This window comes from Methanobrevibacter sp. UBA188, from assembly GCF_905234905.1.
Lineage (GTDB): Archaea > Methanobacteriota > Methanobacteria > Methanobacteriales > Methanobacteriaceae > Methanocatella.
Map to the genome: position 1 here is coordinate 1 of NZ_CAJOJM010000056.1, position 7391 is coordinate 7391.

The 7391-nt window shown below is 32.2% G+C and carries 5 protein-coding genes; 3 read left to right on the top strand and 2 right to left on the bottom strand.

All coding sequences use genetic code 11. From position 1 onward, the window contains the following. The coding region (locus QZ143_RS08610; RefSeq protein WP_292883211.1) for an Ig-like domain-containing protein at positions 1–2104 on the top strand (2104 nt) is incomplete at its 5' end. A 295-nt stretch (positions 2105–2399) separates the two neighbouring features. Further along, complete coding sequence (gene thiI / locus QZ143_RS08615) at positions 2400–3554, top strand: tRNA uracil 4-sulfurtransferase ThiI (RefSeq protein WP_292605954.1); 1155 nt, start codon at positions 2400–2402, stop codon at positions 3552–3554. Positions 3555–3583: 29 nt separating this feature from the next. Here thiI and QZ143_RS08620 read toward each other — a convergent pair whose 3' ends face one another. Then, a complete protein-coding gene (locus tag QZ143_RS08620) occupies positions 3584–4420 on the bottom strand; it encodes a hypothetical protein (RefSeq protein WP_292605952.1) in 837 nt (278 codons plus the stop codon). 293 nt (positions 4421–4713) lie between these two features. Between QZ143_RS08620 and fbp the strand changes: the two genes are divergently transcribed. Then, a complete protein-coding gene (gene fbp, locus QZ143_RS08625) occupies positions 4714–5811 on the top strand; it encodes a fructose-1,6-bisphosphate aldolase/phosphatase (protein ID WP_292605950.1) in 1098 nt (365 codons plus the stop codon). A 50-nt stretch (positions 5812–5861) separates the two neighbouring features. Here the strand turns inward: fbp and QZ143_RS08630 are convergent, their stop codons facing one another. Beyond that, positions 5862–6806: a homoserine acetyltransferase gene (locus tag QZ143_RS08630; RefSeq protein ID WP_292883214.1), complete on the bottom strand. Its 945-nt coding sequence runs from the start codon at positions 6804–6806 to the stop codon at positions 5862–5864. Between the last annotated feature and the right edge of the window lie 585 nt (positions 6807–7391).

Below are 7391 nucleotides of genomic sequence, written 5' to 3' on the forward strand. Positions count from 1 at the left end.
TGCTAATTATGCTCCTGCCAGTGATAGTATTACAATAATTGTGGATAAGGCTGTTAATGATGTTTTAGTTTATTCTTCTGATGTTGTTTATGGTGAAAACTCCATTATTGTTGTGTTTGCCGATGTTGATGGTGAGTATGCTGTTGTTGTCGGAGATAAACGACTCATTGTTAATGTTATAAATGGTGAGGGTAATGTTGAAATTGCTTTGGATGCTGGCAGTTATGACATCATCGTTGAGTATGTGAATGATAATTATGTAAATAATGTGACTTCTGTTCCGTTTACTGTTTCTAAAGCAGATATTACTTTGAGTGTTGAGGTTTTAGATAAAGTTTACACTGCTGATGTAACTGGTAATGTATTTGCAAGTTTGGATGGCAATTATACTGTTATTGTCGGAGATAATGTTGTTAAAGTCGCCGTTAAAAACGGCATCGGTTCATTTGACCTTGGCAGTTTAAGTGCTGGAAGTTACTCTGTTCGCATGATATTTGAGGGTAATGAAAACTATAATGTTAATTCAAATACCACAAGCTTTGAAGTTACTCAAACAGGAACCAACTTCAACATTATTGCTAATGCTACTGAAATTGTTTATGGTGGTGTGATTAGCATTACTCAGGGTCTTCCTGGTGATGCAACAGGTACTGTAACATATAAATTTGCTAATGGTACATTAATCAAAGTTTTAAGTGTCAAAGAGTCATTTGTATTGTCTGGTTTGGATGCTGGAAGTTATGTGGTTTATGCGGATTACTCAGGTGACGGCAGTCATGATTCTGCTCGTGACAGTATTACAATAATTGTTGATAAGGCAATTAATAATGTTGTTGTTAGTGTTGAAAACGTGACTTATCCGGATAATGTCACCATTAATGTTCTTGCGGATATTGATGGAACTTATCTGATTACTGTTGCGGGAACTACATTGGAAGTAAGTGTTGTAAACGGCGTTGGAAACTGGACTATGGCATTGGCGGTTGGAAACTACACTACAATTACCAAAATTGAGCTTCCAAATTATGATACTGTAGTTAAAGAAGCTGCATTTAGTGTTTTGCCGGTTGATGATTATGATTTCGGTATTGAGACTGTGGATAAAACCATTGTTTTCCATGCGCCGGCTGATGCAACAGGCAATGTGACTGTGACAATTGGAAATAAAACATATGTTGCCTCATTGGTCAACGGCAGTGCAAAGATTACTGTTCCGGAATTGGGCAATGGAGTAAATAATGTTGTTATTTCATATTCCGGTGATAACAAATATGCTCCAAGAGGTTATTCATCTAATGTAACAATTGAAACTAAAATCATAGCTTCTAATATGGTTCGCGGATACAATAGTGGTGTCGATTATCAGTTTAAAGTTGTTGACATTAATGGAAATCCTATAGCAAACAAAAAGGTTAAGATTAAAATCAAAAACAAATCTTACACTGTTAAAACCAATGGTAAGGGAGTTGCAAAACTTAATGTGAAATTATCTGTGGGATCATACAAGGTGATAATTATCAATCCTGACACTGGTAAGGCAGTGACTAAAACTCTTAAGATTGTTAAAAGGCTATCTGGAAATAAAAACATTGCCAAATACTATAACAGTAACTTCAAATACAAATTTAAGGTCATTGGCAATAATGGTAAGGCTGTTGGAAAAGGAGTAAAAATTAAAGTTAAAATAGGTAAAAAAACCTACAGGCTCAAAACAGACAAGAAAGGTGTCATTACCATCAAGTTAACTAAGAAGTTCATTCCTAAAAAGTATACCGTTAAGGCAACATACAAAGGATATTCCATTAAAAACACTATTAAAGTAAAACAGGTAATATCCAGTAAAAAAGTAGTTACAGTCAAGAAATCTGCTAAAAAACTAGTCTTGAAAGCAAAATTGAAACAAGGCAAAAAGGTTCTTAAAAAGAAGACAGTGACATTCAAATTTAAGGGTAAAAAATACAAAGCGAAAACCAACAAAAAAGGTATTGCAAAAGTAACCGTTAAGAAAAATGTCATTAAGAAACTTAAGGCAGGCAAAAATTATAGATATGCAATTACTTACTTGAAGGATACCGTAAAAAGAACAGTTAAAGTAAGAAGATAATCTTTTTTATCTTCTTCTATTTTTTTTAATTTTTTGAAATAATATTCCTGCTCAAATGCTTATTTTCAGGCATGATAAAATTGATGTTTGCAATTATAAACTTATTTTAATGAGCTACACATTCAATTATTTTATTTTGCACTTTTAATCTGTATCTTTTTTCTAACTTGGTATTTTCTTGAAAAGTTTTATTATATATTAGTATAAAAAATATACTTGCTGTTATATTTAAAAACTAGTATTGAAGGGATTGCTATTTTTTTCAGCGTGTACTAAAATTTAGAGAGTTGTTTAAATGAATTATGATTTGATTATTGCCAGATATGGTGAAATAGGGCTTAAAAGTCCTAAAATAAGGTCACGTTTTGAAAGAAAGCTAGTTAAAAATATTAAGGCTACTTTTGATTGTGATGTGGATAGAAATCAGGGAAGAATATATATTCATCCTAAGGATTTTGAAGATGGTGTGGAAAAGTTAAACAGAGTATTTGGTGTTGTATCCTACTCTCCTGCAACTTCAACACATACAAGTTATGAAGACATTGACAAGACATTAACGGAATATGTTGAAGAATTAATCCGGGAAAATTTGATTGATGAAAACACTAAATTTGCAATTAAATGCCGTCGTGTGGGAAAGCATGACTTTACTTCACAGGAAATGGCAGCTCACTGTGGAGGTGTTGTAAGAAATGTTGTTTTGGCTCCCGTTGACTTGACAAATCCTGATTTGACAATCTTTGTTGAAGTAAGGGAAGATGACACTTACATTTTTCATGAAAAAATAAAAGGTCCTGGAGGATTGCCGTTAGGAACCCAGGGAAAAGTTGTCGTGCTGCTTTCAAGCGGTATAGACTCTCCGGTTGCAGCATATCTGATGATGAAAAGGGGTTGTGAAGTTGTAGCTTTACACTGTAACAATGACCCATTTTCAGGTCCAAAAGTTACTGAAAACTTTAATCTATTGGTGGATCAGCTTAATATTTATGCCAAAGGCACTCCTATTAAAAGGAGAGTTATCGATTATGGGGAGTATTTGACCGTTGCTAAAGAGAAGGCTCCTGAGAAAATGACTTGTGTTTTATGCAAATCCGGAATGTATAGGATAGCTGAAAAATTGGCTTTAAAATTGGGTGCCGATGCGATTGTTGACGGAAGCAGTGTCGGCCAGGTCGCTTCACAGACTTTATCAAACATATTGGCGACCAGATATGGTGTGGATATGCCTATTTTATCTCCATTAATTGGTTTGGATAAGGAAGAAATTACAGAAATTGCTAAAAAGATTGGAACATTTGAAATTTCCAAAATAGATGATGGCGGATGCAGTGCTGTTCCAAGATATCCTGAAACCCGTGCTGATTTAGAGCGTGTTAAAAAAGCATGTGAAGATATGAATCAGAATGTTGAAATCGAAAAGGCTTTTGATAATATTAGAAGACTCGATTGAGTTTTCATATTTTCTTTTTTTTAGTTGAATTATTTTGCTAGGACTTTGTTGACGAAATCTATGCTTACATCTACTGTTTCAGCTATTTCTTCAGCTTCAAATCCTTTTTTGTTAAGGTTGATTATTACTTTTTTATTTTTTTCTTCTAGTTTTTCATCTACTTTTTGTTGTGCTACTCTTTGTGCGTAGTCTTCTACTATTTTCATGTTTCCACCTACGAGGTTTGATATTGTTCTGTTCATTGATTCGTTTGTCACGAATTTGTCGCATAGCATTAGGATTACTCCTTTTGCAAATTGTCCAATATCTTCTTTTAAATCTTTAATATTTGTTATTATTAGTGCTGAGTTTAATATTGCTTGTTCTATGTCTTCATCTGTTTTCATGAAACATAATAAACTTATCATGAGCAATTCTTTTTCACTAAAGTTTTTGTTGCTTTCTATTTTGGTATTCATGATATTTAAAAATTCATTTCCGTCATATTTTTTTAGTGAATGGATATATATTGGAAATCTTGATTCGGAATTAACTTTGTAGCATTTTGTTTTTTCAGCCTCTATAGTGCTTAACACATGCACTTCTATCGGTTTTTCAGATTTGATTTTGACGTGGTCGATTAAAGCAGTATAGAATCTGAACCTCCTTTTGTCATTAATATTGACATATGTGGATTGGAATTCAAGTATCACTATTTTGTCTTCAAGTTCAAAAACTAAATCTGGCTTGTACATTTTAGGATCAATTACTGAATATTCAGTTTGATGGACTTCTATAATTTTTCCTTTGATGTTGATTATTTCCATCAGCTTTTGACCATATATTTGTCCTTCATTTTTAAAAATCACATCTTCGTGAAACTTCATATGTTTCACCTCATAAAATTTAATTATATAATTGTCCTTTAATTTAAATTTAAAGTTATATAAATCTTTTTATTTGTATTTAAAGCAATATTTATTTTATTTTATAAAAATATATTATAATAAATTTTTATTTATGCATATGGAAAGTTGTGGGCTGTTTAATAAATTGTGATGGTGAAAAATTTCATGTCATTTCAAAAATCGATATTGGCTAACATAATAATATAAATACTATACATCATAAAAATAATAAATGTCTAGTAAATATCAATTTACTAATCGAGGTTATTAATATGAAAACTACTGTTAGTGTAATTAAAGCTGATATTGGAAGTGTGTCCGGACACTGTGTCGCACACCCTGAATTAATGGATATTTGTGATGAAGTTTTAAACGAAGCTTTAGAAGCAGGTATCTTAAAAGATTACTATATATCCCGTTGTGGTGACGACATCGACTTGATTATGACTCACGACAAAGGTGTAGAAAACGAAGAAGTACACAAAACTGCATACGATGCATTCATGAAAGCTACTGAAAGAGCACGTGAATTAAAATTATACGGTGCAGGTCAAGACTTATTATCTGATACATTCTCTGGAAACATCAAAGGTATGGGTCCTGGTGTAGCAGAAATGGAATTCGAAGAAAGACCATCCGACCCTGTGTTAATATTCTGCTGTGACAAAACCGAACCTGGTGCATTCAACTTGCCAGTATTCAGAATCTTCGCAGACCCATTCAACACTGCAGGTCTTGTAATCGACCCATCATTACACGATGGATTCAAATTTGAAGTATTCGATGTAATCGAACACAGAAAAGTTATCTTAAACTGTCCTGAAGAAATGTACGACCTTCTTGCATTAATCGGTTCCACCGGAAGATACGTAATCAAAAGAGTATGGAAGAAAAACGGTGAAATCGCAGCTGCAATAAGTACTGAAAGATTAAACTTAATGGCTGGAGAATACGTCGGTAAAGACGACCCAGTATGTATGGTTAGAGCACAATCTGGTTTCCCTGCAAACGGTGAATGTGTAGATCCATTTGCATTCCCACACATGGTAAGTGGATGGATGAGAGGATCTCACAATGGTCCTATGATGCCTGTTTCAGAAGCAGAAGCAAACCCAATCAGATTCGACGGACCACCTAGAGTAGTAGGATTAGGTTTCCAAGTAGCTAACGGTGAATTAATCGGACCAGTCGACTTATTCGATGATCCTGCATTTGACCCTACTCGTGAACAAGCTGCTAAAATCGCAACTTACATCAGAAGACACGGTCCATTCGAACCTCACAGATTACCTGCTGAAGAAATGGAATACACTTCACTTCCTGGTGTAATGGAAAAATTAGAATCCAGATTTGAAGATATGGATGAATAAATTTAAAGAGATTTTATTCTCTTCTTTTTTTTACTTTTTTTGACATTCGACTATTTTTTAAATTCCTCTAAAAATTCTAGAAATAGATTTATAAATATTGAATAATCGTCGTTGTAAACGAAATCCTGTGCATCAAAGGTATATATTTCCAGATTTTCTATTTTGTCCTTAAGGGGATGTACATCAAATTCGGGAGAATAATAGATGTCATCCGAAGAAATTGCAACTAATGTTTTTGCCTTAATATTGGATAATTTGTTTTCAAGATTATAGTTTAATACTGCATTGTTTCTGTATTTAAAATCATAGATGTCAACATTCGAACTCTCTTCCACAAAAGTATCCATGTATAGGTCAAGTTCTTCTCGAGTAAATTTTTCAAATGCCCTTTTGGAAAAAATCTGGGAATAAATCAATGAGTTAATTGAAAATATGAGTTGAGATAGTTGTTCGTTGTAGTTTTCATCCAAATATGCATCGGTTGAAACAATCAGGTTGTCCAGAGCTTTGGAAGTGATGTACCTATAATTGTTTGTTTTAAAGGAACTGCTTCCCACCATTAGGAATTCCATTTCATCTGGATATTCGCATGCCCATGTATATGCATCATAACCTCCATTTCCAACCCCTAAAATGCCAAGCACTTTTTTTATATTGAATACTTCTTTAAGGAACTTTCTTTTGAAATTCACACTATCTTTGAAGGAATATTCTGGAAAATTAAATTTTAGTTTGGTTGTAGATGGTGAACATGATTCGGGATATCCTAGTGAAGTAATTGATATGAAAAAGAAGCCATAATTAGACAGGGGACTTTCAGGGCCAAGTATTTGGTCTAGGTCTCCAATGGCTAAGCAATTCCCATTAAATCTATGGCAATAGATAATTGCATTGGTAATGTTGTCATTTTCATCATATTTTGGGGTTCCGCGAGTTGTGTATTCTACTTCAACATCATGGAGAATTTCTCCGTTTTCAAATTTAAATTCATCCATAATATGTTTCCTGTAACCTAATTTGGAATTATCGATCATTATTCTCGCCTATTCTGTGTTGTTTGAAATATATTGTATTATGTAGGAATTGTCTTAATTTTGATGTTTTTTTAAAGTTTGAATTTTAACTGTTTTGTTGTGTCTAACGTGGTTAAGTATATGATTATTGCACTAACAAAAATTGTACTCAATGTTCTTATTTACAATATTAAATTGCATTTAATTTTATTAATACTTTTTTCAATGTTTAAATTATTCAGAATTAGATATTGTTTAATAATTCTTTGTTTTTTTAAATTTTTTAGTTTTTTCGTCGTTTATATTTTTCAATGTTGTAATCTGTAAAATTTTTTATATTTCTTTGTATTTTTGTGCTGATTTTTTCTTCTTCGAGTTTTGTAATTTGAAAATTTTATTTTTTTATTATAATATTATTAAAAATTTTTTTAGTGATATTGAATTATATTAAAAAATATTTAATTTTAATATTGGAAAATAATTAAATATTTTCAAGAAATATATTAGATTTATTGTTATTTTGATTATTATTATTGAAAGATTATTGAATGAAACTATAAAAAAATC

Coding starts and splice junctions, on each gene's coding strand:
- thiI (WP_292605954.1), top strand. CDS start 2,400: ATGAATTATGATTTGATTATTGCCAGATATGGTGAAATAGGGCTTAAA.
- QZ143_RS08620 (WP_292605952.1), bottom strand. CDS start 4,420: ATGAAGTTTCACGAAGATGTGATTTTTAAAAATGAAGGACAAATATAT.
- fbp (WP_292605950.1), top strand. CDS start 4,714: ATGAAAACTACTGTTAGTGTAATTAAAGCTGATATTGGAAGTGTGTCC.
- QZ143_RS08630 (WP_292883214.1), bottom strand. CDS start 6,806: ATGGATGAATTTAAATTTGAAAACGGAGAAATTCTCCATGATGTTGAA.